The 24,396-nt window shown below is 56.5% G+C and carries 21 protein-coding genes; 11 read left to right on the plus strand and 10 right to left on the minus strand.

Annotated features, from left to right (window positions below; genetic code table 11):
* Positions 1 to 1,200: an enolase C-terminal domain-like protein gene (locus tag NQH49_RS09340; protein WP_256696419.1), complete on the minus strand. Its 1,200-nt coding sequence runs from the start codon at positions 1,198 to 1,200 to the stop codon at positions 1 to 3.
* A gap of 305 nt (positions 1,201 to 1,505) precedes the next feature.
* Between NQH49_RS09340 and NQH49_RS09345 the strand changes: the two genes are divergently transcribed.
* Positions 1,506 to 2,897, plus strand: coding sequence for a PTS transporter subunit EIIC (locus NQH49_RS09345; protein ID WP_256696420.1), 1,392 nt, complete (start codon positions 1,506 to 1,508; stop codon positions 2,895 to 2,897).
* A 48-nt stretch (positions 2,898 to 2,945) separates the two neighbouring features.
* Here NQH49_RS09345 and NQH49_RS09350 read toward each other — a convergent pair.
* Positions 2,946 to 4,309, minus strand: a protein-coding gene (locus NQH49_RS09350; protein ID WP_256696421.1) for an IS3 family transposase whose coding sequence is annotated in 2 segments (ribosomal slippage) — positions 2,946 to 3,814 and positions 3,814 to 4,309 — 1,365 coding nt in all. Because the reading frame shifts where the segments join, the coding sequence is not laid out codon by codon here.
* A 73-nt stretch (positions 4,310 to 4,382) separates the two neighbouring features.
* Positions 4,383 to 5,399, minus strand: a complete 1,017-nt coding sequence (locus tag NQH49_RS09355; protein WP_256696422.1) for a lipoate--protein ligase — start codon at positions 5,397 to 5,399, stop codon at positions 4,383 to 4,385.
* A gap of 204 nt (positions 5,400 to 5,603) precedes the next feature.
* Between NQH49_RS09355 and NQH49_RS09360 the strand changes: the two genes are divergently transcribed.
* The 3 genes from NQH49_RS09360 to NQH49_RS09370 all read left to right on the plus strand — a co-directional run bounded on the left by NQH49_RS09360 (position 5,604) and on the right by NQH49_RS09370 (position 7,769).
* On the plus strand, positions 5,604 to 6,284 hold the full coding sequence (locus NQH49_RS09360; protein WP_256698408.1) for a type 1 glutamine amidotransferase domain-containing protein: 681 nt from the start codon (positions 5,604 to 5,606) through the stop codon (positions 6,282 to 6,284).
* Positions 6,285 to 6,353: 69 nt separating this feature from the next.
* Positions 6,354 to 7,109 carry an alpha/beta fold hydrolase gene (locus NQH49_RS09365; RefSeq protein WP_256696423.1) on the plus strand — a complete coding sequence of 252 codons (756 nt, stop codon included), beginning with the start codon at positions 6,354 to 6,356 and terminating at the stop codon, positions 7,107 to 7,109.
* 54 nt (positions 7,110 to 7,163) lie between these two features.
* The gene (locus tag NQH49_RS09370) at positions 7,164 to 7,769 is read left to right on the plus strand and encodes a TetR/AcrR family transcriptional regulator (protein ID WP_256696424.1); all 606 of its coding nucleotides are present in this window, start codon (positions 7,164 to 7,166) and stop codon (positions 7,767 to 7,769) included.
* Positions 7,770 to 7,834: 65 nt separating this feature from the next.
* On the opposite strand, the gene tkt is transcribed toward NQH49_RS09370, so the two are convergent.
* Entirely contained in the window at positions 7,835 to 9,826 is a 1,992-nt protein-coding gene (tkt, locus tag NQH49_RS09375) for a transketolase (protein ID WP_256696425.1), read from the minus strand.
* A gap of 29 nt (positions 9,827 to 9,855) precedes the next feature.
* On the minus strand, positions 9,856 to 10,314 hold the full coding sequence (locus tag NQH49_RS09380; protein WP_256696426.1) for an RpiB/LacA/LacB family sugar-phosphate isomerase: 459 nt from the start codon (positions 10,312 to 10,314) through the stop codon (positions 9,856 to 9,858).
* 445 nt (positions 10,315 to 10,759) lie between these two features.
* On the opposite strand from NQH49_RS09380, the gene NQH49_RS09385 reads away from it, so the two are divergent.
* The 7 genes from NQH49_RS09385 to NQH49_RS09415 all read left to right on the plus strand — a co-directional run bounded on the left by NQH49_RS09385 (position 10,760) and on the right by NQH49_RS09415 (position 19,307).
* The gene (locus NQH49_RS09385) at positions 10,760 to 12,094 is read left to right on the plus strand and encodes an MFS transporter (protein WP_256696427.1); all 1,335 of its coding nucleotides are present in this window, start codon (positions 10,760 to 10,762) and stop codon (positions 12,092 to 12,094) included.
* Between the two features lies 1 nt (position 12,095).
* A complete protein-coding gene (locus tag NQH49_RS09390) occupies positions 12,096 to 13,841 on the plus strand; it encodes a dihydroxyacetone kinase family protein (protein ID WP_256696428.1) in 1,746 nt (581 codons plus the stop codon).
* A 3-nt stretch (positions 13,842 to 13,844) separates the two neighbouring features.
* Positions 13,845 to 14,621: a triose-phosphate isomerase family protein gene (locus NQH49_RS09395; RefSeq protein ID WP_256696429.1), complete on the plus strand. Its 777-nt coding sequence runs from the start codon at positions 13,845 to 13,847 to the stop codon at positions 14,619 to 14,621.
* Complete coding sequence (locus NQH49_RS09400; protein WP_256696430.1) at positions 14,618 to 15,427, plus strand: sugar phosphate isomerase/epimerase family protein; 810 nt, start codon at positions 14,618 to 14,620, stop codon at positions 15,425 to 15,427. Before NQH49_RS09395 ends, NQH49_RS09400 begins: the two co-directional genes overlap by 4 nt.
* A gap of 4 nt (positions 15,428 to 15,431) precedes the next feature.
* Complete coding sequence (locus NQH49_RS09405; RefSeq protein ID WP_256696431.1) at positions 15,432 to 16,289, plus strand: phosphogluconate dehydrogenase C-terminal domain-containing protein; 858 nt, start codon at positions 15,432 to 15,434, stop codon at positions 16,287 to 16,289.
* Positions 16,290 to 16,482: 193 nt separating this feature from the next.
* Complete coding sequence (locus tag NQH49_RS09410; RefSeq protein WP_008104043.1) at positions 16,483 to 17,457, plus strand: sugar-binding transcriptional regulator; 975 nt, start codon at positions 16,483 to 16,485, stop codon at positions 17,455 to 17,457.
* A gap of 242 nt (positions 17,458 to 17,699) precedes the next feature.
* On the plus strand, positions 17,700 to 19,307 hold the full coding sequence (locus NQH49_RS09415) for a dipeptide ABC transporter ATP-binding protein (protein ID WP_256696432.1): 1,608 nt from the start codon (positions 17,700 to 17,702) through the stop codon (positions 19,305 to 19,307).
* Here the strand turns inward: NQH49_RS09415 and NQH49_RS09420 are convergent.
* The 5 genes from NQH49_RS09420 to NQH49_RS09440 are packed head-to-tail and all read right to left on the minus strand — an operon-like array spanning position 19,293 to position 24,396.
* Positions 19,293 to 20,111: a sulfurtransferase gene (locus NQH49_RS09420; RefSeq protein WP_256696433.1), complete on the minus strand. Its 819-nt coding sequence runs from the start codon at positions 20,109 to 20,111 to the stop codon at positions 19,293 to 19,295. The two genes, NQH49_RS09415 and NQH49_RS09420, sit on opposite strands and share 15 nt — an antisense overlap.
* Positions 20,101 to 21,084: an ornithine cyclodeaminase gene (locus NQH49_RS09425; RefSeq protein ID WP_256696434.1), complete on the minus strand. Its 984-nt coding sequence runs from the start codon at positions 21,082 to 21,084 to the stop codon at positions 20,101 to 20,103. Before NQH49_RS09425 ends, NQH49_RS09420 begins: the two co-directional genes overlap by 11 nt.
* Positions 21,084 to 22,082: a 1-aminocyclopropane-1-carboxylate deaminase/D-cysteine desulfhydrase gene (locus NQH49_RS09430; RefSeq protein WP_256696435.1), complete on the minus strand. Its 999-nt coding sequence runs from the start codon at positions 22,080 to 22,082 to the stop codon at positions 21,084 to 21,086. Before NQH49_RS09430 ends, NQH49_RS09425 begins: the two co-directional genes overlap by 1 nt.
* On the minus strand, positions 22,082 to 23,485 hold the full coding sequence (locus tag NQH49_RS09435) for a M20 family metallopeptidase (RefSeq protein ID WP_256696436.1): 1,404 nt from the start codon (positions 23,483 to 23,485) through the stop codon (positions 22,082 to 22,084). Before NQH49_RS09435 ends, NQH49_RS09430 begins: the two co-directional genes overlap by 1 nt.
* Positions 23,482 to 24,396, minus strand: coding sequence for an ABC transporter permease (locus NQH49_RS09440; protein WP_256696437.1), 915 nt, complete (start codon positions 24,394 to 24,396; stop codon positions 23,482 to 23,484). The genes NQH49_RS09435 and NQH49_RS09440 overlap by 4 nt, the downstream gene beginning before the upstream one ends.

The following is a 24,396-nucleotide window of genomic DNA, read 5'->3' on the forward strand; positions in this document are numbered from 1 at the left end:
TTATGGCGTGTGAATGGTGCCGTCAGGCAGGCGACTCTGCGTCCATTCATGCGGACGGTAAACCACCGGATGTTTTTCTGCTAACGCTTGATCAAAGCCGACGCCAATACCCGATGCTTGTGGTGGATAAATATAGCCATTCTTAATCTCCGGCGCGCCAGGGAAAACCGCATCGGTCAGCGTTGAGCGCGGAATAAATTCCTGAATGGCAGCATTGTGCAGATGAATATTCAGATGTGTATTGACTGCTACGCCAATCGGCGTCATATCGCCCGGTCCGTGCCATGCCAGTCGCACGCCAAATGCCTGACACAGCGCCGCCAGTTTCAACGCCGGTGTAATGCCACCAATCTGCGAGACGTGACAACGAATAAAATCGATGCGACGATTCACAATTAACTCGTGCCATTCCGCTGGATTATTAAATAATTCACCTAGCGCTAACGGCACCGCGCTTTGCTGACGCAGTTGCTCTAACCAGCCGGTTTGTGCGGGAGGAAGCACATCTTCAAGAAAATAGGGCATATACGGCTCAAGCTGTTTCACCAGTTGAATTGCCTGCTGCGGGAATAAGCGCTCATGCACGTCATGCAGAATTTCGAATCGATGTCCGTATTTCTCTCTTAACGCACGGAACATCTCTACCGTATTTGCCATGTACTCTTGCTGCGAGTAATAAGCGCCTGAGGTGCTATTTTCCGGTGCGTTGAGTTCTTTGGGCGTTCCGCCGTAAAAACCCAGCTGACAGCGGATATGGCGATAGCCTTTCTCTAAGGCGTTATCGACCGAGGTATAAAGTTCGTCCAGTGTTTCACCGCTGGCATGGGTGTAAGCCGCAATTGCATCGCGTGCCTTGCCGCCCCACAGTTGATAAAGAGGCATATCAGCTAACTGCGCCTTAATATCCCAAAACGCCATATCCACGCCCGAAATGGCATTGTTAGTCACCGGCCCGTTACGCCAATAAGCATTGACGTTCATCATCTGCCACAGGTCTTCAATATTGTTGGCATCGCGTCCAGTTAATAGCGGTACCAGATACTCATCCACCATGGTTTTTACTGCTAAAGGACGCTGTTGAAAGGTGGCGCAGCCGTGACCGGTAATCCCTTTATTGGTGGTGACACGTACGGTAATAAGATTATGACGATCGGGGCGGGTAATAAAACACGCAATATTTTCAATAATGGTTGGGGTCACGAGAAATACTCCTGTGGTGCAGTGACTGCACGCAATATCAAGGCATGTTGATAAGCTATTTTTGCCGTATCATTACCGGGTTTTTATTGCGACGCAAACCCTTTTTTGGGCAATAAATATTGGTCAGTAAATCAGAGCGTTTATCGTCATAAAAACAGACCAATTTGTCATTTTAGAGATTAATAGCACTGATGCAGCGCGTTTTGTGATCGCAGTCATGATTTATTGGTTTGTTTTGTTCGGTGTCATTTATTACCATCCAGTGCAGATTTCACCAGGCTGTTTTTCTTCCCTCAGGAGCACGTATGGGAACGCAGGAAGTAATAAAAAATATAATCCACTTAGTGGGTGGGAAGAATAATATCAATAAAGTCTGGCATTGCATGACGCGTTTGCGCTTTGACCTTATTGATGACAATAAAGTTAACCAGAGCGAAATTAAAACCTTGCCCGGTGTGCTGGGCGCGCAAATGCAGAGCGAACAATTCCAGATTATTATCGGGCCCAAGGTCAATAGCTGGTATGAGCAAATCGTTCCGGTATTAAATAACGATGGCGTCCAGCCGACGCAAAACGAGAAAACGCGTAAAAGCTTGGTATCGCTGTTTATGGATACCGTCTCGGGCGTATTTGGACCGATTGTTCCCGCCATTGCTGGCGCAGGGATGATCAAAGGTTTGCTGGCTGGATTAGTGGCGTTAAAGCTGGTCTCGGCCAAAAGCGACACGGTGATGGTGATTGATTTAATTGCCAGCGGCGTGTTCTATTTCCTGCCGTTCTTTTTAGCGGTCTCCGCCGCCAAAATATTTAAAACCAACGAGTATTTAGCCGCTGCCGTGGCGGCTTGTTTAATGTATCCCTCTTTAATTGATGCGGCAAAAGCGCTGGCGGCGCATCAGGAGGGCGCAGTGAGCGCGTTTTGGCTGATGGGCGTGCTGCCGGTTTCGGTATTTAATTATGCTTCCAGCGTTATTCCGGTCATCTTCTCTATCCTGGCGCTCAGCTATATCCATCGCTGGGTGGATCGCATTATGCCGGAAGTATTAAAAACTGTATTTACGCCTACCTTAACGCTGTTCCTTGCGGCTTTGACCGCGCTGGTGGTGATTGGTCCGATGGGGATTTGGCTTGGCAAAGGTCTGGCGCTGTTTATTGAGGGCTTATTCAGTATTTCAGCAAGCTTTGCTGGCTTGATTGTCGGCGCCATTCGTCCGGTGGCGGTGCTGACCGGCATGCATCACGCGATGACACCGATTGCGCTACAGAACTTTAGCGATCGCGGTTATGACATGTTGATGCCGATGATGTTTATGGCAAATATGTCGATTGCCGGAGCGACGTTCGCTATCTGGAAATTAAGTAAAAGTCGTCAGGACAAAGTGGTCACGCTTTCAGCCGCGATTTCAGCGTTATTAGGCATCACGGAACCGGCGCTGTTTGGCGTATTAACGCGCTACAAAAAAGCCTTTATCGCGGCAACGGTTTCCAGTGCACTGGCTTCAGCCTTTATCGGTTTCTTTGGCGTGCGTTTATATGGCTACATTCTTTCCAGTATATTCAGTTTGCCGGCCTATATTGGCCCGTACTTTATCTGGGCCGTTTCCGGCGTCGCCATTGCGCTTGTTTTGTCATTCAGTCTGACGTTGATTTTGGTGGGTAAGGAACCTGATTTAATTATTCAGGCAGAGAATAAGTAATGTAGGGTCGCCATAAATGAACTGAACCCCATAACCTGGACCGTTTAGTTAAAGCGCTGCGTAATGCTGAGTCCTGTACGCTACCGGACTCAGCCCACCCAGCCCCATTTTTATCCGCTTAGTATTCCAGAAGTGGATATAGTCTCCGATGTCCTTCTCCAGCTCCTCTACGTCACGGTATTTCTTCAGGTAAAACATTTCCGACTTCAGATGACCGAAGAAGTTTTCCATCACCGCGTTGTCCAGGCAGTTTCCTCTGCGCGACATGCTCTGTTTTATCCCGTTTTCCGCCAGGCGCCGCTGATACTCCGGCATCTGATACTGCCAGCCCTGATCGCTGTGAAGAAGCGGACGCTGCTCGCCCGTCAGATGCTGTAAGGCTCTGCTCAGCATACCGTTTATCATCGGCATCAGCGGCTTACGCGCCGTTTCCCAGCCCACGATTTCGCCGTTATACAGGTCCAGAACCGGGGACAGGTAGCATTTTTCACCCGCAACGCTGAACTCCGTTACGTCCGTTACCCACTTCTCGTTCGGTGCCTGTGCCCGGAAGTTGCGCTGCAGCACGTTGCCGGCTGTCCGCCCCTCGGGCCCGCGACAGGACCGGTATCTCTTCTTTCTTACCGGCGACTGCAGACCCAGCGCCGACATCAGCTTCAGCACGGTTTTCCCGCTCAGCGCCCAGCCGTGCTGCCTGAGCAGGCAGCCCATGCGCCGGTAGCCATAAACACTGCGATGCTCCTCTGACAGCCTGACGATAAGCGTCTTCACCTCTGCGTACTTATCCGCTGCCTGCTGGCGGGCAAGCTGATAAAAAAAAGTGCTTTTTGGCAGCCGCGATACGCTCAGCAGCACCGGCAGGCGATGCCGCGTGCGCAGCAGCGTCACGGCTGCGGCTTTTTCTCCCGCTCCCGGCGCTTTTTTTCCAGGATAATCTCCTGCATGACCTTCAGATAGTCGTTTTCGGCACGCAGGTATTCGAGCTCCTTAAGCAGCTCTTCCGGCGTCATTGACCCGACTGGTTTTGGTGATTTTTCTTTGCCTGACATTGGTGTTCTCCGCGTGCTGTTTTCGGGCGGGAAAGCATAGTGACCTTTAAGGCTGTACTGGCGGACCCAGGATTCAACCGTTTTGTGTGAGCTGATATTAAAACGCGCCGCAACCGCAGCGTATGACTCACCGGTATGAGCCAGAGCATAATGCGCCACCTGGACCCTGAAGTCAGAAGAATAACGCCGGTGCCCGCGGGGAAGCAAAGCCTGCTCACCGTGATGCTGATAGCGCGCAACCCAGCGGCGGAGGTTAGTAGGGGCAATGCTGAAGTGCTTAGCCGTTCCATCAATACCGGCATGGCCGCTAAGAAAATAGTGAATGGCCGAGAGTTTAAATTCGATGGGATATTTTGTTGTCATAGAGCTGCACCTTCAATGTCAGATTATGGTCCAACATTTGGGGTGCAGTTCATTTATGGCGACCGTTTTATACCTAACTCACACTCGCCACCAGCCAGCTTTCCAGCTGACTTAATTCATTAAGCTGCTCCGGATATTCCGTTTTCAACAGCGTTAATTGCGCCAACATGGTTTCAGGACGATATACCGCGCCCTGCAGACGTAACGCCAGCGTTTCTAATGGCGAAGGGTTCAGGCTGTCGGTGAAAATCTGGCAGCGAGAAATTACGCCGCGCTCCACATCAAAGTGAATCTCTACGCCGCCCCAGACAAAGCGCTCATTCAACTGATGCGAGAAATCCGGCGCATTACCAAAATTCCATTCCCAGCTGCTTAGCCGCGCAAATTGCTCTTCGAAGCCGGGCAAATCAGGCAGTGCAGCGGGGGAGATATGTTCTGGTTCGCACTCTTCCTGATAGTAAGCAAAATAGGCGGCAATCACCTCACGGCAGATTGCGTCAAAGCTGATGCCCGGTACCAAATCGGCAATGTTGGCTACACGTGAACGCATCGAGGTAATGCCTTTCGCCTGTAATTTTTTAATGTCTGGATTGAGGTAATCGGCGAGACGCGAAAGGTCGGCATCCATCAAAAATGTGCCGTGATGAAAACCGCGATCGGGCGTTTCACGATAGGCAGATCCGGAAATCTTGCGCACTTCGCCATCCACGTTCACCACGATATCGTTGCGACCTGAGGCCTCAGCTGGAATGCCAAGCTGTTCCAGCGCGCGCAGGATAATCGCCGTGGAGACCGACTTATCGTATTCCGGTTTGCCGGCCATAAAGGTGAAGCAGCAGTTTCCCAAATCGTGAAATACCGCGCCGCCGCCGCTGCTGCGTCGTGCCAGCTTGATACCGTCTTCCGCCATCCGCCGCGTATTGCACTCTTTCCACGGATTCTGTGCGCGGCCGATCACCACTGTTTCGGCGTTTTGCCAGAGAAACAGCACGCGCTGCGTTGTCGGCATCTGGCGAAAAATACACTCTTCTACCGCCAGGTTGAACCAGGGATCGTGTGAGTCAGAAATGAGTAAACGTAGGGTGGACATGATTTTTTCGGTTCCGTGAGAAAGGGCAAATCGGGATAGAGTACGCTTAAGCTAGTAGAAAGATAAGAAACAGCGGCGCATTTCATTTCAGTAAAAAAATGATTTAACCACTAGACGACTGGTCTATTAGCTGTTACTTTGAATTCAAGCGCTAGACGACTGGTCTAGTTTAGATGTTTAAATTCAACAGGCAGGAGATTGATGATGAAGATTCTTATGGTTTTAACCTCACACGACCAATTGGGTGACACCGGACGTAAAACCGGTTTCTGGCTGGAAGAGCTGGCCGCGCCTTACTACGCATTCAAAGATGCTGGCGCAGAAATCACGCTGGCGTCGCCAAAAGGGGGCAACCCGCCGTTAGATCCTAAAAGCAATGAGCCGGATTTCCAGACTGAGCAAACACATCGTTTTGAAGCGGATGCCGCAGCAACCGCGCAACTCGCCGCCACCGTGCGTCTGGACAGCGTATCACCAGCCGATTTCGATGCGGTGTTTTACCCAGGCGGCCACGGCCCACTGTGGGATTTAGCAGAAGATCAGCACTCCATCGCGCTGATTGAAGGCTTCCTGGCCGCGAATAAGCACGTTGCACTGGTGTGTCATGCGCCGGGCGTGCTGCGTCACGTCAAAACGCCGGAAGGCAAACCGCTGGTCGAAGGCCGTAACGTCACCGGCTTTACCAACAGCGAAGAGGAAGCGGTTGGCCTGACTCAGGTAGTGCCTTTCCTCGTGGAAGATGAACTGATTGCGAAGGGCGGTCTGTATTCCAAAGGCGCGGACTGGAGCTCTTATGTAGTTAGCGATGGCCTGCTGATTACCGGACAAAACCCAACGTCTTCAGCAGAGACGGCGCAACAATTGATCAAGCAACTGGCGCAATAAACGCATCGGGAGGCGAGCCGCGGTTCGCCTCCTTTGTTTTGCATCGTGAAAAGTGTGGAGAGCAAAATCATGTTTAAAAAATCATTAACCTTGTTAGCGTTAGGTGCAGTGCTGTCGGTATATGCGCAGTCGTCACTGGCTGAGCCGGTGAAAAACATCGTGCTGGTTCACGGTGCGTTTGTGGATGGCTCGGGCTGGAATCCGGTGGCGCGCATTCTCGATAAAGACGGTTATAAAGTGTCGATTGTGCAGGAGCCGCAAACATCGCTGGCCGATGACGCGGCGGCCACCCGACGCGTTCTGGCGCTGCAGCAGGGTAAATCGCTGCTGGTCGGACACAGTTATGGCGGCATGATTATCAGCGATGCGGGTAACGATCCGTCGGTTGCTGGCCTGGTGTACATTGCCGCGTTCCAGCCGGAGCAAGGCGAATCGCTGCTGAGTCTGGCAAAAAAATATCCGCCCGCCGCGCAATCCATTGCCGAAACGCCTGACCATTATCTCTATTTGAAACCGGAAAAATTCCATGCTGATTTTGCCGCCGATTTGCCCGTCAAAGAGACCGATTTGCTGGCGCGTTCTCAGGTGATGCCTGCCGTTGCGGCTTTTGCAGCACCTGCTGGCATTCCAGCCTGGAAAACCAAACCCAGCTGGGCGGTGGTCGCAACCGAAGACCGCGCGATCAATCCGCAGCTGGAACGCTTTATGGCGCAACGTGCGCATAGCAGCGTGACGGAGTTGAAGGGAAATCATGCGATTTATGCTTCACAGCCAAAAGAGATTGCGGCGGTGATCGAGAAAGCAGCACGCAGCTTATCGCAGTAGTAAACGCATGTTTAGTGCATAGACGACTGGTCTAGTATTTGGTAATCTACCGCTATGACTACTTCATCCCAATTGCATAGCAATGAAATCCGCGATCACATCCTTGCCACTGGCCAACGCATTATGGCCGGCAAGGGTTTTTCGGCTGTCGGATTAAATGAAATCCTCACCGATGCCGGTGTGCCCAAAGGCTCGTTCTATCACTACTTCAACTCGAAAGAGGCTTTCGGGGTGGATATGCTGGCGCGCTATTTTGATGATTATCTGGCTGAGCTTGATGCGACATTAAGCCAGCCGGGCCTGACGATGGCGCAGCGGCTGATGAACTATTGGCAGCTGTGGCGTCAATCGCAATCGTTCTCCGATTGTCAGGGCAAGTGTCTGGCGGTGAAGCTGGGCGCGGAAGTTGCCGATTTATCAGATAGTATGCGCGGCACGCTACAAACGGGCACGGCAGGCATCATTGCGCGACTGGCGGACGCATTAGAAGCGGGTGTTGAGGAAGGTTCGTTAGTTATTGATGACCAACCGAGCCGTGTGGCGGAAAGCCTGTATCAGCTGTGGGTGGGCGCCAGCGTGATGGTGAAAATCGTGCGCAATACCAGCCCGTTTGATTCCGCCATGAGCATGACGCAAAAAATTATTCGTATCACCGCATAGTAAAAAGGGCGACTCAACTGAGCCGCCCTTTATTTTGTCGGAGCGCCATTGATGGCGACCTCAAATCACAAAACCGATTTCGCCGTGTTAACCACGTTCTCAACGGTGAAACCAAACTCTTTGAACAGCTGATCCGCAGGCGCTGACTCACCGAAGGTGGTCATGCCGACGATCGCCCCGTTCAGGCCGGTGTATTTGAACCAGTAATCTGCGATACCCGCTTCAATCGCCACGCGTGCGGCAACCGCTTTCGGCAGCACGGATTCACGGTACGCCGCGTCCTGCTTGTCGAAGGCGTCAGTGGATGGCATAGACACCACGCGCACCTTGCGGCCTTCTGCCGTCAGCTGCTCATAAGCAGCCACCGCCAGCTCCACTTCTGAACCGGTCGCGATCAGGATCAGCTCTGGTGTGCCTTCACTGTCCTTCAGCACGTAACCACCACGCGCCACGTTCGCCAGCTGCTCAGCGCTGCGATCCTGCTGCGCCAGGTTCTGACGCGAGAAGATCAGCGCCGACGGGCCGTCAACACGTTCAATGGCATATTTCCACGCCACCGCTGACTCAACCTGGTCGCACGGGCGCCACAGGCTCATGTTCGGCGTCACGCGCAGGCTGGCCATCTGCTCAACCGGCTGATGCGTCGGGCCATCTTCGCCCAGACCAATCGAGTCGTGGGTGTAGACCATGATCTGACGGATTTTCATCAGCGCGGCCATACGTGCGGCGTTGCGCGCGTACTCGACGAACATCAGGAAGGTGGCAGTGTACGGCAGGAAACCGCCGTGCAGCGCGAGGCCGTTGGCGATGGCGGTCATACCGAACTCGCGCACGCCGTAATGGATGTAGTTGCCCGCCGCGTCTTCATTGATTGGCTTAGAACCGGACCACATGGTGAGGTTGCTTGGCGCCAGGTCAGCGGAGCCGCCCAGATATTCCGGCAGGATTTTACCAAAGGCTTCGATGGCGTTCTGCGAGGCTTTACGACTGGCGATTTTCGCCGGATTGGCCTGCAGCTGCTCGATGAACTTCTGCGACTCGCTTGCCCAGTTAGCGGGCAGCTCGTTGTTGACGCGGCGTTTGAACTCCGCAGCCAGCTCAGGATGTGCAGCGGCATAGGCAGCAAACTTCTGCTCCCACGCAGACTCTTTCGCCTGGCCGGCTTCTCTGGCATCCCACTGCGCGTAGATGTCGGAAGGGATTTCAAACGGACCGTGATTCCAGCCCAGCTGCTTACGGGTCAGCGCGATTTCATCGGCACCCAGCGGCGCGCCGTGCGAGTCGTGCGTACCGGCTTTGTTCGGCGAACCGAAGCCAATCACGGTTTTGCACATCAGCAGCGAAGGCTTGTCGGAAACCGCTTTGGCCTCTTCAACCGCTTTCTTAATCGCGTCGGCATCGTGACCGTCCACGCCGCGCACCACGTGCCAGCCGTAGGCTTCAAAGCGTTTAGCGGTGTCGTCGGTGAACCAGCCGTCCACGTGACCGTCGATGGAGATGCCGTTGTCATCATAGAAGGCAACCAGTTTGCCCAGCTTCAGGGTACCGGCGATGGAGCAGACTTCGTGTGAGATGCCTTCCATCATGCAGCCGTCGCCCATAAACACGTAGGTGTTATGGTCTACGAGGTCATGACCCGGACGGTTGAACTGCGCCGCCAGCGTGCGCTCGGCAATGGCAAAACCGACCGCGTTCGCGATGCCCTGACCCAGCGGGCCGGTAGTGGTTTCAACGCCCGGCGTGTAGCCGTATTCCGGATGCCCCGGCGTTTTGGAGTGCAGCTGACGGAAATTTTTTAATTCACTAAGCGGCAAATCGTAACCGCTCAGGTGCAGCAGGCTGTAAATCAGCATTGAGCCGTGACCGTTCGACAAAACGAAGCGGTCGCGGTTAGCCCAGTTGGGATTGCGTGGATTGTGCTGCAAAAAGTCGAGCCACAACACTTCAGCGATATCCGCCATGCCCATCGGGGCGCCCGGATGTCCCGAATTGGCTTGTTGTACGCCATCCATACTCAAAACGCGGATGGCGTTGGCTCTTTCCCGGCGTGTAGACATAAGGTTCTCCAGAGGTGCGACGTCGGCGCTTATTTAGCGTGAGAGACTTGTTCGTAGTAACCGATCTTCTCAACTTTGGCAGTTGAGCCGCCACCTTCAAACTCCGATGCCAGCCAGGCATTAACAATGTTCTTCGCCAGCTCCGGCCCGATGACGCGCGCGCCCATGGTCATGATCTGCGCATTGTTGCTCTTGCGAGCACGCTCGGCAGAGAAGGTGTCGTGACACTGCGCCGCGCGCACGCCTTCTACTTTATTGGCGACAATCGCCACACCGATACCGGTGCCGCACAGCAGAATGCCGCGCTCAAATTCGTTCTTCTGGATGGCGGTGGCGAGCGCAAAGGCCACATCCGGGTACATCGGACGGTCGTTTTGCGCGTCATTGGTGTAATCCGTCACCACATACTCTTTCTCTTCCAGCAGATTTTTAATCACATTTTTCAATTCGATAGCCGCATCATCGGCGCCAATTGCGATAGTTTTCATCGTCGTTCTCCAGCAGGGTGTGCAATGACGCCTGCACGTTTGTTCAGCAGGCGAGAAGATGTTCATGGTTAGCTTGCCATAAAAACAATCATATGTTCAATCGTTGTTCATATGAATTGCCTTCAGGATCGCGTCAGAATCACTCAAAAACCCTGTTATACCGCCTGTGCCGCGTCGCATGGGCGCACTAATCAGATAAATTGACCAAAATCAAATCTCATGAAGCTGCTCACACTTTCGTGTGTTGCAGTTGAGAGACGCACAATTATCCGTGTAGTGTTCATATGTTCGCATGACTATACCAATGTACAAGAAGACCCATCGAGGACTCGAACATGTGTCATTTACACCGTACCTCTCAGTACTCCTGCAGCCAGCGCCTCTTTGGCGATTGGTCAACACCACATAAAGAAATGATCACTCACGCACGTCGTGGAGGTGCGTTATGAACCAACAAGCAATGACGGCGGTGGAACAATCCACCATTAGAAAAATCTCCTGGCGCTTAGTGCCGTTCGTGGCGCTGATGTTCTTTATCAACTTTCTCGATCGCACCGCGATTTCGTTTGCCGGCCCCAACGGCATGACGCAAGACCTCGGCCTCACCGCGCTGCAGTTTGGCCTGGCGTCGGGCATCTTCTTTATTGGTTACATCCTGCTGGAAGTGCCAAGCAACCTCGCACTGCATAAGTTCGGCGCGCGTCGCTGGCTGGCGCGCATCATGATCAGCTGGGGCATTGTCTCGTTGCTGTTCACCTGGGTGAGCAGTGTGGAAGGCTTGTATACGCTGCGTCTGCTGCTGGGTATCGCCGAAGCCGGCTTCTTCCCAGGCGCGATTCTCTATCTCAGCATGTGGGTGCCGGGACGTCATCGCAGCAAAATCCTGTCGCTGTTCTATCTTGCGCAGCCGCTGACGGTGGTGTTCGGCGCGCCTTTAGCCGCGTCACTGATTCAGCAGCATGGTCTGTTTGGCATGGAAGGCTGGCGCGTGATGTTTATGGGTGTCTCCATTCCCGCGATTCTGATTGGTATCGTCGCGCTGTTCTGGTTGGTGGATTCGCCGCGTCAGGCCAAGTGGCTGACCGCTGAAGAGAAAACCTGGCTGACCACCGAACTGGAAGCCGAGCATCAGCAGAAGCAGGGCCATCAAAAACATAGCCTGCGTTCGGTGATGGGTAATGGCCGCGTCTGGATGCTGTGCCTGATTTATTTCGGCTTTATTTATGGTCTGTATGCGCTGGCGTTCTTCCTGCCGACCATCATCGCCGGCTTCCAGCAGCAGTTCGGCACCACCTTTAACGTGATGCAGAAAGGGCTAATTACCGGCGTGCCGTACCTGATCGCGGCGGTGGTGATGTTCTTCTGGTCGAAAGATGCCACACGTCGCGGCTGCAAAACCTGGCACATCGCCATTCCGGCATTGGCAGGCGGTATCAGCGTCCCGCTGGCGCTGTATATGGATTCGCCGTTCACCACCATCATGGTGATCGCGATTACCGCCAGCTCCATCTTCGCCGCACTGCCGAACTTCTGGACCTTACCGACGCAATTCCTGACCGGCGCATCTGCCGCCGCAGCCATTGCCTTGATCAACACCTTAGGAAACGTAGCGGGCTTCTCTGCGGGCTACATCACCGGCGCACTGCATGACGCCACCAACAGCTACGCCTTGCCGATGTTTGTGGTGGGTGGATTCATGCTGCTGTCAGCGTTCCTCATGCTGTTACTTAATCGCCGTCGCTCGCCGTCTCAGCCGACCTCTTTAGCTCAGGAGCATTAATATGACGTACCTGTTTAACCAACCATCAGCCTTTGCCGCTGAGCTCATCGAAGGCTTTGTCGCCGCCAATGCCGATAAAGTCCGTCAGGTCGCCGGAGGCGTGGTGCGCAGCACCCGCAGCCAGCCGAATACGGTGGCGGTGATCGTGGGCGGCGGGTCCGGTCACTATCCGGCGTTCGCCGGGTTGGTTGGACAAGGTCTGGCGCACGGCGCGGCGATGGGCAACTTATTCGCGTCGCCGTCGGCGCAGCAGATCTACAACGTGGCACGTGCGGCCCATAACGGCGCGGGCGTATTGCTGATGTTCGGTAACTACGCTGGCGATGTGCTGCACTTCGGCCAGGCCTGCGAGCGTCTGCGCGCGGAAGGCATCGCTTGTGACGTGCTGGCGGTGACTGACGATATCTCCAGCGCGGGTAAAGATGAGCTGGAGAAGCGTCGCGGTGTGGCAGGCGATCTCTGCGTGTTCAAAGCCGCCTGCGCCGCAGCTGAAGCGGGTCACGATTTATCACAGGTGTTACAGCTGGCACAGCACGCGAATAACCGCACGCGTACATTTGGCGTGGCGTTTTCCGGTTGCAGCTTGCCGGGTGCTTCGCATCCGCTGTTTGAAGTGGAAAAAGGGCGCATGGCGCTGGGACTCGGCATTCACGGCGAGCCGGGGATTAAAGAGACCGACATGCCGAGCGCGGATGAGCTGGCCGAGATCTTCGTGGAGCGCTTGCTCAATGAATTGCCAGCCGATATCCGGCAGCCCGAAGGTCAGCGCGTGGCGGTGATCCTCAACGGGCTGGGCTCGGTGAAATATGAAGAGCTGTTTGTCGTCTATCGTCGCGTCGCGCAACTGCTGGCGGCGGCTAAGCTACAGGTGGTTGAACCGGACGTCGGTGAGTTTGTCACCAGCTTCAACATGGCCGGTGCGTCACTGACGCTGATGTGGCTGGACGATCAGCTGGAAACTTTGTGGCGTGCGCCGACCAATACGCCCGCTTACCGTAAAGGCAGCGTGTTGGTGGCCGAACCGCTGAGTGCTGCTGAACTGGTTGAAAACACGGAAGAAGCCTTGCCATCAGCTACAGCCGAATCGCAAGAGAGCGCGAAACGCGTGCTGCAGCTGCTCGAAGCCGTGGCAGAAATGTTACAGCGTAACGCTGAGCGTCTTGGCGATATCGATGCGGTGGCCGGCGACGGCGATCACGGTATCGGCATGGAGCGCGGCGTGCTGGGCGCGGTTGAGAAAGCGCGTGAAGTCGCGGCGCGTGGTGCCGGTGCGGGCAGTTTGCTGTGCCGCGCGGCGGATGCCTGGGCCGATAAAGCCGGTGGCACCTCGGGCGCGTTGTGGGGCGTAGCGCTTACCGCGTTGGGTACCGCGCTGGGCGATCGTCAAACGCCAGACGCGCAGCGCGTGGCAACCGGCGTACTTGAAGCGAAAGAAGGCATCATGCACTTTGGTAAAGCGCGCGTCGGCGATAAAACCATGGTGGATGTGCTGGTGCCGTTTAGCGACAGCCTGAACGAAGCCGTTACCGCTGGCGCGTCGTTAACCGATGCCTGGCTGAAGGCGGCGCAGGTGGCCGATAAAGCTGCACAGGACACCGCGCAGCTGGTACCCAAAATGGGGCGTGCGCGTCCGCTGGCAGAAAAAAGTGTTGGCACGCCGGATGCCGGAGCGATTTCGCTGGCATTGATCGTCAATACCGTCGGCGATCTGCTAAAAGAACACAGTGCCTCTGAACAAGGAGCTTGAAGCATGTCTCAGCCAAAAATCTGGCTCGGCGTCAGTTTGAAAATGTACTTCGGCTACCAGCAAACCTTGCAATGGTGTCGCGATGTGGCGGCATTAGCCGACCATGCTGCGGTGAAAAACGGTGAAGTGGGCTTGTTTGTGTTACCGGCTTATCCGGCGATTCCGGCGGTTGCAGAGATCTTCGCTAATACACCGGTGCGCTTCGGCGGCCAGGATGTTTGCCAGGCGGAGAACGGTGCCTGGACCGGCGAAGTCAGCGCCAGCATGTTGCAGGAGTTAGGCTGTTCGCTGGCCGAAATTGGTCACGCTGAGCGCCGTCGTCATTTCCACGAAGATAAAGTGCAAATCGCCGCCAAAGTGGCGATGTCGCTGCGTCACGGCATCACGCCGGTGCTGTGCATTGGCGAAGAAGTGCAGGCAGAACCGCAGCAGGCGATCGCACTGTGCCAGCAGCAGCTGGCCGAAGCGCTGGCCGAGTCGGCGCAGCAGGGCTTAAAGGGCGAAGTGTTCTTTGCCTACGAACCGCAGTGGGCGATTGGTGCGCCGCAACCGGCACCGGACAGCTACATCCGCGCAGTGTGCGCCGGGTTGCAGCAGCTCGCCACGCCGCCCGGCATTACGCTGAAAATCATCTACGGCGGCAGCGCGGGGCCGGGACTGATTCAGCGCCTTGGCGCGGACGTAAATGGCCTGTTCCTGGGGCGCTTTGCTCACGATCCCAACGCGTTGGCAAAAATTATTGATGAAGCCAGTGAGCTGGCTCAGGAGCTCGATTCATGAGCCGTATCGGACTCAGCACCTACGCCTTTTTCTGGCGCATGTCGTCGAAAGTAGCCAACCCGCTGACGCTGGAGCAGATGCTGCAACAGACCGCCGATCTCGATGTCTCGGTGTTTCAAATCTGCGACTATCCGGCGATTGAAAGCTGGTCTGACGCGCAACTGTTAACGCTGCGTCAGCAGGCCGATGCGCTCGGTATCACGCTGGAACTCGGCACGCGCGGCCTTGGCACAGAGCATCTGCGTCGTTATCTGCATATCGCGGAAATCCTCGATGCGCGGGTGATACGTTCGATGTTCTACACCGCCGATCATCGTCCTTCCCTCGACGAAGCCGCCGCGCTGATTGGCGCAGTGTTGCCGGATTTTGCCCGCCAACAGGTGCGTCTCTGTCTGGAGACGTACGAGCAGGTGAACAGCGGCGCGATGATGTCGGTGATCAACAAGTTCCTGTCGCCGTGGCTCGGCGTGTGTCTCGATCCCGCCAACTGTGTCGCCGGACTCGAATTGCCAGAGCAGGTAATTGCCAACACCGCCGCGCGCGTCGGCAATCTGCACATCAAAGACTTTGCCTTCACGCGTCGTGATGGCTGGGTCGGCTTTACCTTTGCTGGCTGCCCGATGGGCGAAGGCTTGCTGGATTACGACCGGATGATCGCCAGCGTGCGCCCGGTGGATAAAGGCATTAACCAAATCGTCGAACATTGGTTGCCGTGGCAGGACGATGCCGCGCTGACCTGCGAGCGAGAAGCCGAATGGACTCGCCGCACCGTTGAATTCTTACGTAGTAAACAAGATCAGGAGTAACAACATGAGCGTGCAACTGAAAACCATCACCGTGATTGGCGCGGGCGGCAAAATGGGTATGCGTATTTCTGCCAACTTCCAGAAAAGCGATTACCAGGTGTTTTATTGTGAGAACTCACCCAAGGCACAAGAGCAGGTGAGCGCGCAGGGGCGCGAACTCTCTGATGCGGCCTCCGTGGTGCCATTGAGCGACGTGGTGATTTTGGCGGTGCCGGATATCGTGCTGGGCAAAGTCTCTGAAGGCGTGGTGCCACAGATGAAGCCGGGCGCGATTCTGCTGACGCTGGACCCCGCAGCGGCCTACGCCAATCTGATCGCCCATCGCGATGGCATTGAATACGCGGTGGCGCATCCTTGCCATCCATCGGTATTCCTGGAGCGTTACACCAAGGAAGAACATGCTGATGCCTTCGGCGGTATCGCGGCGGTTCAGCACGTGGCGGCGTCATATGAAACCGGTTCAGATGAGCAGAAAGCCGAGCTGAGCAAGGTGATCAGCGTGATGTACGGGCCGGTAGAGCAAGTGCATTGGGTAACCGTGATGCAGCTGGCGTATCTGGAACCCACGCTGGTGGAAACCGTGGCCTGCATGGTCGGCGCGTTTATGAAAGAAGCGCTGGACGAAACCGTGAAACACAGCGGCGTGCCGGAAGAAGCGGCCAAAGCGATGTTGTACGGCCATATTCAAATCGCGCTGGCCGTGGCGTTCCGCGCCACCAACCCGTTCTCGGATGCCTGCATGATCGCCATGGAATACGGCCGTGAGAAGATTGTGAAACCGGACTGGAAGCAGATCTTCGATCAGAAAGAGCTGGATATCGTGATTGCCCGTATGCTGAAAATCGACGCCATCAAGCGCTAAGCGTGATGCTCGATCGACTCGCGGCGCTGTGGTCTGGCGAAGCGAGTCGTATCAATGATATAACTCCTTCCCAAAGTCAGATCTTGCCCCATTTTGTAGGGTCGCCATTTATGGTGACCAGGTGCGCATGAATGCGCACCCTACATGGAGTGGTCACAACTTCTTCAAATAACACCAAAAAGACAGGTTACGGATGGAAAAAAACACGCTTTCTCAGGACTCCGAGCTGCTGACGGAAATAGCTGTCGCCTATTATCAGGACGAAATCACCCAGGAGGAGATTGCGCGTAAGTTTGGTATTTCCCGTATTAAAGTCGGCCGACTGCTCAAACGCGCACGCGAAGAGGGCATCGTCGAAATCAACGTGCGTTACCATCCCGTCTTCAGCACCCGCCTCGAGCAACAGCTGCAAAATCGCTTCCCACAACTGCAACGTGCGCTGATAGCGCTCGATCAGCCCGATCAGGAAGAGCAGCGTCGTCAGGTTGCCGCGCTGGTGTCATCACATTTAGCGCAGTCGCTGAAAGACGACGCCATTGTCGCCGTTGGGCAAGGGCGTAACGTGGCCGCTGTCGCCGATTATCCCGGCCAGGTACCGACGCGTAACTGCCTGTTCATTAGCGGCATTGGCGGCACGCATCGTCCAGGCGATGCCATCAATGCTGACCATATCAGCCGTCGTTTGGCCAAGAAGTTTGGCGGCATCAGCGAAACGTTGTATGCGCCTGCCTATGTTGAGAACCGAGCGCTGCGCGACGCTTTTATGCAAAACGGCACCATCAAAGAGACGCTGGACCGCGCGCGCAAAGCGGATGTGGCGCTGGTGGGCATCGGTGACATGAATGAAAACAGCTATATGGTGAAGCTCGGCTGGTTCACGCCGCATGAAATCATCGACGCCAGTGTTAATCAGGGCGTGACGGGCGATGTCGCCGGCTATGACTTCTTTAATTCGCAGGGCCAACACGTAGATACCGTGATGAACGATCGCGTGATTGGGCTGAGCATCGATGAGCTGCGCAAAATCCCCTGTGTGATCGCCATTGCCGCAGAAAATACCAAAGCGATGGCGATCCTCGGCGCACTGCGTACTGGCGCGATCGATATCATCGCCACCACCGCGCAGAACATTCGCACCATATTAAGTTTGTCGCAGGAAAAGGTGTAGTTAAACGGCCAACCCTTTGTAGGGTCGCCATTTATGGTGACCGAAAGACGCTTAACTAACGAGCATTCCGCGATAAAGTTTACCGTTTTACGATTCAACGGCGTTCATCGCCGTTAATACGGAATATTTTAAACTCAATGAACAGCCTTATACCGCAACGCGCAGTGCCATAACCGAACGGTCTTGTTCGTGCTATGTTCAGGATATATCCTGTATTTTTCCTTGTTGAGAATCCCTGCCAGATGACTAACGCGCGCTTGCTTTCGGTTGAAAACCTCTCGCTGCACACTTACGATCAGCGCTTGCTGGTGGATAACGTCTCTTTTGATCTTGATCGCAAGGAAATCCTGGCGTTAGTCGGCGAGTCGGGCTCAGGTAAAACCTTAACGTCGCTGGCGCTGATGAACTTGCTGCCCACGGGCGTGCAGCAGAGTGGTGGCCGCGTGATGTTTAATGGCGAACCGCTGGATGCGCGCAAAACCCAGCAATTACGCGGCTGCCGCATCGCTACCGTGTTTCAGGAACCAATGACCAGCATGAATCCCACGCTGCGTATTGGTGAGCAGATTGCCGAAGTGCTGGTGCGGCATCGTCAGTTCAGCTGGAAACAGGCGCAGCAGGAAGCGATTGCGCTGCTGGATCGCGTTGGCATCGTCAATCCTGCACAGCGCGCGCGTCAGTATATTCATCAGTTGTCGGGCGGCATGCGGCAACGTGTGATGATCGCCAGCGCCATTAGCGGTCAGCCGGAATTATTGATTGCCGATGAGCCAACTACCGCGCTGGACGTCACCATTCAGGCGCAGATTCTGGCGCTGCTGCAGGAACTGCAACAAGAGATGGGCATGGGGATCTTATTGATCACCCACGATCTCTCGGTGGTGGCGCGCTACGCCGATCGCGTCTGCGTGATGCAGCAAGGGCAGCTGGTTGAACAGGGCGCGGTGCTGAGCACGCTCGGCGCACCAACGCATCCTTATACACGCAAATTGATTGCCGCCTCGGCCACGCAGATCCCGGATACGATTGCGGTACCTGAACAGCCGCCGCTGCTGGTGCTGCGTGACATCAGTAAAAGCTATCCGCTGCCGCGCCGTTTGCCGCTGTGGCCTGCCAAACGGCAAACCGTTTTGCATCCGGCCAATCTGTCGATTGCGCAGGGCGAAATCGTCGGGCTGATTGGCGAATCCGGCTCTGGCAAAACCACACTGGGCAGCGCGGCGATTGGCCTGATTACAGCGGATGGCGGCGAGGTGCATTTTCAGGGTCAGCATCTGCAAGGGCGCCAGCTGAATACGTTACGTCGTCACGCGCAGATCATCTTTCAGGACCCTTACGCCAGTTTGAATCCCAAAATTCCAGTCGGTGAGCAGATCGCTGAACCACTTCGCGTCTGGCAGCTGCGCAAAGGCGCGGCGGTGGATGAACGGGTTAAAGAGCTGCTGGCGTTGGTGGGATTGAAGGCTGAACATGCCGGACGTTTGCCGGGCGCGTTTTCCGGCGGTCAGCGTCAGCGAATTGCCATTGCGCGCGCGCTGGCGATGGAGCCGAAGTTGCTGGTGGCGGATGAAGCGGTGGCGGCACTGGATTTATCAGTGCGCGGGCAGATTCTGGCGCTGTTTAATGATCTACGCCACAAGCTGGGATTATCGGTACTGTTTATCAGCCACGATCTCAGCGCGGTGCGTCAGTTGTGCGATCGCGTGGTGGTGATGTATCACGGCAAGATTGTGGAGTCCGGCGCGACCGCCAGCGTGATTAATCATCCGCAGGACAATTACACGCGCCAACTGCTCGCCGCTGCGCCGGACGTTCAGCAGGCGCTGGCGCTGCGATCAGCTGCCGTGTAACAGCGGCAGTTCGTGATGTTCAGCCCATTCGTGCCAGGAACCGACATACACCGAAACATGGGGATAGCCCGCCAGCTTCAACGCCGCCAACACCGTGGCGGCGCGGGCACCGCGATGGCAATAAACCTGCAACTTCGCATCTTTACTCAATCCTGCCGCCTCGGCGCGTGCGGCAATCTGCTGCGCTGCTAAGAAATGGCCGTTGGCAATGACATCCTCCCAAAATAGCAGCTGAGAATGCGGAATGCGTCCGGCGCGCTGGCAGCAGGCATGCGCAAAGCTGCCGTCAAATTCGCTGCGGCGACGTGCATCCACGTTGACCACATTCACTCCATCTGCTGCTAATACCTGTTCCCGGCTGCACACCAGCTCGCGATTCCACGCTGGAGCGTGGGCTGCGGGTGGATGCGCCACCGTGCGGCTTAATCCCAATCCCGGACTGAGTTCATAGCCTGCTGCAATCCACGCCTCCACGCCGCCATCCAGAATCAGCGCATCATCACGCTTGAGCAGCCACGCAAACCAGGCCCCACGCGGCGAACGCATGCCAACCTGCTGTTCGAAAAACACCGGCGTGGCGTTGGGATAGGCGGTAAACATCGGTTGCAGCGCGGTGGCGGCTTCTGCAGCCATCACCGCTAAACCCGCCTCGCTGCAATCCTCAATAAAATAATCGTAGACGTTACAGTGCTGCGCGCCGGGTAAGGTGGCGCGTTGCCAGTCGGCGAACTCGCGCACGTCGATCAGCAGAAATGCTTCGCCTTTTGCCTGGCGCTGATGCAGGGATAGCACATCAATGATCATGCAGAACTCCTGAAAACAGCGAATGCAACGAACCGAGTTCGTCGTGCTCGGCGGCCTGCAACACGCGGGCGGCGAGGGCGATATCAAACACGTTGAGGCCAAACGAGGAGAAATAAACGCTGTCATCGGGCTGTGGACGCCAGTTATCCAGCAGCAGCGCGGCGAGATCGGCCGCTACATCCTGCTCACCAAACTCACCGGCGCGGAACATCTGGAACAGGCTTTTGGCGCTGCGCTGGGCAAAATTGCCCCACGCATCGACCACCACCTTGCTGCTGGCTTTGATGGCGGCAAAACTAACTTCGTGATAGCCGACCTGCACAATGATCCTGCCGGGCTGGACCGCTGCGGCATCAATAATCGGCTGGTCGGCGCTGGTGCAGGTCAGCACCGCGTCATAAGACTGCGCCAGAGCGAGCTGCAAATCAGTTTCGATCTGCACTTCGCGCAACGCATTGAGTTTAAAAGGCGAGCGATTCCACACGCCAATCTGTTCCAGCTGCGGAAACAGCTGCTGCAACATGCGCAAATGCGCCTGAGCATGCAAACCAGCGCCAAGCAGCAGCACGCGTTTCACCGGACGCGGCGCGGCCAGCTGCAACGCCAGCGCACTCACCGCCGCGGTGCGCGCCGCGGTTAATGCGCCGCTGGCCAGCAAACCACGCGGAATACCGCTTTGCGCATCGTTAATCAGGGTTAAGGCTAAGGCGGCAGGCAACGCATCGGGTCGCTGTGGACGATGCGCCGTCCACTTTACGCCCGCAGCGTTGTAGCTGCCGCCAACGCGCGCTGGCAAGGCATAAGCTTTACCGAGCGGCGTGCCGAGGTCGATGTGATTTTCAGCGGGCATTTGCGCCTCGCCGAGACGCATCAGGCGAATCACCGCTTTGACGTCTTCCAGCGCCAGAGCGACATCGCCGCCGCCTAATTGCGCGACGGTGGCTTCATCCAGTACACGCAATAACGCTTCCATTACTGCTCCAGCAGGCGATCGGCGAAGGGATAGAGCGCCGGAGAACCGCCACAATGCACAAAGGTGACGCGCGATCCTTGCGGAATGCGCCCTTGTTCGACCAGCGAGAACAGGCCGTGCATCGCTTTGCCGGTGTAAACCGGATCCAGCAGCACGCCTTCCAGCTGGGCGAGTTGGTAGATGGCGGCAATGCCGCCGTCCGATGGCACGCCGTATGCCTGACCGACATAACCATCTTCAATCCAGATATCCTCCGGCTGCCACTGCTGCGGCCATTGCAGCAGATCGGCACAATCCTGCGCCATGCCGGCAATGCGCGGCTGGAACCAGTCGGCTTTGGCGCTCACGCTCACCCCAATCACCCTGGTATTGGGCCAATAGCGGCGCGTACCCACATGCAATCCCGCCAGCGTGCCGCCGGAACCGGTGGGCGCGACGATGAAGTCGGGCGCGGGCGTCTGGCTGGGTGCCAGCTGCGCCGCCATCTCTTCCACGGCCCGCACATAACCCAATGCGCCGAGTGGCGTTGCGCCACCCAGCGGAATAATCATCGGGGTTTCACCTTGCGCGACAGCCGCATCAGCGTGCGCCTGCATCGCACCTTCAATCTGCGTGAAATAGCCGTCGGGATCGAGGAACTGCACCTCGGCCCCGAACAGCTTGTCCAGCAACAGATTCCCCTGCCAGCTTGCGGGCGGATTGCCCCGCAGCACCAGCACCGGACGCATACCAAACTTGCGTGCTGCGGCGGCCACCATGCGGGCGTGGTTCGACTGATGCCCGCCGGTGGTGATCACCACATTCACGCCTGTTTTGCAGGCCTCCGCCATCAGATACTCCAGCTTGCGGACTTTGTTGCCGCCGCCGCCGAAGCCACTGTAGTCATCACGTTTGATCGTCAGCGTAATCCCAAGTGCCTCACTGAGCCGCGGCAGCGGCTCGTGAGGCGTGGGGAAGAAGCCGAGCGGAACGCGTTCAAACTCTTCAACTGATTTCATTATGTGTTACCTATATTTTTATGTACTGCGGTGTTTCCCTGGTGTGGCGCGACCCGGCCAATGGCCGAATCATTGAATGCGTTGAGCCATAAGCTCATGGATTGCTGGAAGCGTTCGAGTCCCGCCAGCGTGACAAACTCATTGACGGCGTGGGCGTTGCCGCCGTGGCCTAATCCGCCAATCAGAAAGGCGGGGGCGACGGCCGCGAAAGCGTAGGCGGGTGCACAGCCCGGTGCCCACGGCCAGATTTGCGGTGCCGCGCCCAGCGTTTGATAGCTGGCGATCAAGGCATCGACGCCGCTGGCGCTGCGGCTAAAGCGCACGCCGGGATAGCGATCGAACAGTTGCAGCTCGCTGCCGGCTAAATCGGCTTGCGCCAGGCGCTGCTGCGCGGCTTCAATTATCGCGTCCTGATCGAAACCCGGCGGAATGCGAAACGCCAGTTCCGCGCTGGCTCGGAACGGGATGACGCCGCGTCCGCCCGGCGGATCGCTGTGCAGTTCGGCCAGCGTTAAAACCGCGCTGCCGAGCAGCGTTTGCAGGCAGCTCAGCGTGTCGCCCTCAATCATCAGGCGCTGGCTGCGACGGAACTGCAGTTCATCATTAATGCTGAATTCGGCGGCTAAGGTCGCCAATAACTGATTCGCCTCATCGTCCGTGGCATTACACGCCAGCACGCCGCTGTGTTCGGCTGGCGTGATGGCATTCAGTGCTTGCACTAAGCGCCATGCCGGATTGGCGATCCAACCGGCGTTGCTGGCATGAATCGCGGAGGAAGGTCCGCCCCATGCGCCGCCGCTGACGCTCAGGCGTCCGCTGGCCAGTCCGGTAAAGCCGAGATAGACGCGCGGTGCGCCGCCTCCGTATTCACACAGTGAGGGGAACAGCACCGCTTCAGCGGGCGCGATCGGGCAAGGCTGCTGCGCCAGATAACGTCGCAGTGCGCCGCTGCCGATTTCCTCTTCGCCTTCGAGCAGGATTTCAATATTGAAATCGAGCTGCTGGTTCTGCTGCAGTTCGCGCAGCAGGACCAGCAGGGCGGCGACTGGGCCTTTATTGTTCTCTGCGCCGCGTCCGACAAAGACCGCGCCGAGATCGTCCCAGTGACACACGCCACCGACAAACGGCGGCACATCCCAACCGGCATCATCCGCAGGCATCACGTCATACATGTTGTACAGCACCACGGTTTTGGCGCTGCCGTTATCAATGCGCACATGCACCAGCGGCGGAGAATTGTCGGTTTGCGCCGCCACCGGATAAATCACGCTGGCGTCGAGTTGCTCCACCATCCACTGTTCCAGCCAGGCAGCCAAACCGCGCTGCGAGGATAACTGACCGGCCACGCTCGGCCAGCGCGTCAGTTCACTCAGCAGTTCAAGCGTGGCATCAAGGCGACTCATAAACGAATCCTCGGGTTCAGCACCAGATAGAGCAGGTCGATCAGCAAATTGATCGCCACAAACACCACCGCAGCGAGCAACACAATCGCCTGCACCAGCGGGAAGTCGCGGTTTTGAATCGCCTGAATCGCCAGACGACCAATGCCCGGCCAGGCAAAAATAATCTCTGTTACCAATGCGCCGCCGAGCAGCGAGGCGAAATACATGCCCTGCACGGTGATCACCGGAATCAGTGCGTTACGCAAACCGTGGCGTACCACGATGCGCCAGGCGCTGAGCCCTTTGGCGCGCGCGGTACGGATATAATCCTGTTGCAGCACATCCAGCAGGCTGGCGCGCGTCAAGCGTGCTACGGCGCTCATGTAAAACGCACCAAGGCTGAGTGCGGGCATCACCAACGCGGCGAAAGTGCCGTAACCGCTGGAAGGCAGCCACTGTAACTTCAGGCTAAACAGCAAAATCAGCAGCAGCCCCAGCCAGAACACCGGAATCGCCTGGCCGGAGAAGGCCAGCAGGCGGCACAGCAAATCCCACATGCTGTGCGGTCGCAGGGCGCTGATAATGCCCAGCAGCAGACCAAGCAGCGAACTCCACGCCAGCGCACTCACCGCCAGCAGCGCCGTGGCGGGCAAGCGCTCGGCAATCAGCGCCAACACCGGCTGGCTGTAGCGCAATGATTCACCAAAATCGCCGTGCAGCACACCGCCAAGATAGTGGCTGTATTGCCACAGCAGCGGACGATCAAAGCCCATGCTGTGACGGAACGTATCAATCTCCTGCTGGCTGGAGCCGGGCGGCATCATCAGCGCCGCCGGATCGCCCGTCATGTGCAGGCTAAAGAAAATCAGCAGCGACACGCCAAGCAGCACTAATATCGACTGGCCAAGGCGATTGAGCAGAATGTTCAGCAT

This window comes from Pantoea trifolii (genome assembly GCF_024506435.1).
GTDB lineage: Bacteria > Pseudomonadota > Gammaproteobacteria > Enterobacterales > Enterobacteriaceae > Pantoea > Pantoea trifolii.